The organism is Pseudomonas sp. 8BK, from assembly GCF_902506475.1.
Taxonomy (GTDB): Bacteria; Pseudomonadota; Gammaproteobacteria; order Pseudomonadales; family Pseudomonadaceae; genus Aquipseudomonas; species Aquipseudomonas anguilliseptica.
On the sequence record NZ_LR733257.1, the window covers coordinates 1 to 1,150 of the forward strand.

General features: G+C 57.0%; 1 protein-coding gene. It reads left to right on the plus strand.

Annotation, left to right across the window (positions count from 1 at the left end; genetic code table 11):
• Positions 1 to 68: 68 nt before the first annotated feature.
• Positions 69 to 1,150 (plus strand): IS3 family transposase gene (locus ACIN8IBEIGE_RS20610; protein ID WP_160016441.1). Its coding sequence is split into 2 segments (ribosomal slippage), with 1,083 coding nucleotides annotated over them: positions 69 to 312 and positions 312 to 1,150; the frame shifts between segments, so codons are not numbered across the junction. This gene is flagged as partial in the annotation.

Sequence of the window (1,150 nt, forward strand, 5' to 3'; positions counted from 1 at the left end):
TGTTGTGGCTCAATGATTCTGGACACCCCGATAGGGCGTTAAGCTTCGCCCAGCCATGAGGTGTTTGTGTGACCAGAAGATCATTCAGTACAGATTTCAAACTCGAAGCAGCCGGTTTGGTGTTGGATCAGGGGTATTCCATTCCTGAGGCCTGCAAGTCGATGGGTGTAGCATTACGTCGATGGGTAGAGCAACTGCGCAGTGAGCGTGGCGGCACAACCCCGCCGCGCAGCAAGGCCATGACTCCCGAGCAGAAACGCATACAAGACCTTGAGGCCCAGGTTAGGCGTTTGGAGCGGGAGAAAGAGATCCTAAAAAAGGCTACCGCTCTCTTAATGTCGGACTCCCTCGATCAGTAAGCCTGATCGAGGCATTGGGCGAGCGGTATCCACGAGCCGAGCTGTGCCGTGTATTTGGCGTAAACCGCAGCAGTGTTTACTACGCCTGCACGCGACGCCGTCGGATAGATCATCGGCGGGCTGCTCTGCGTCAGCTGGCCACTGAGCTTCATCTACAAAGTCGAGGCTCAGCTGGGGCGAGAACATTGTCAGCGGCGCTGCGAATACAGGGTGTTGCTGTGGGTCGTTTCCTTGCCGGACGCCTGATGAAAGAGGCTCGGTTGTGCAGTTCGCAATCGCGTAAGCATCGTTATCGGCGAGCTGATGGTGAAAACGCTATCGCGGCGAATGAGCTGGGTCGGCAGTTCACAGTGAGCGGGCCCAACCAAGTGTGGTGCGGCGACGTGACCTACATCTGGGCGGGCAATCGCTGGATCTACCTGGCGGCGGTGATGGATTTGTATGCGCGCCGCATCGTGGGCTGGGCGTTGTCCAATCGACCAGACTCACAACTTACGACGCGCGCTTTGCGCGTGGCTTTTGAGTCCCGTGGTTGCCCGCAGCAACTGATGTTTCATTCTGACCAAGGCAGCCATTACACCAGCATCGAGTTCCGCCAGATGCTGTGGCGTTACCGGATCAAGCAGAGCATGAGCCGCCGTGGAAATTGCTGGGACAACGCCCCAATGGAGCGTTTCTTCAGAAGCCTGAAAACGGAGTGGATGCCAGAGCATGGCTATACCAGCCAAGGACAAGCTGAGGCTGATGTGCTGCGTTACCTGACGGATTACTACAACCATCAGCGGCCACAC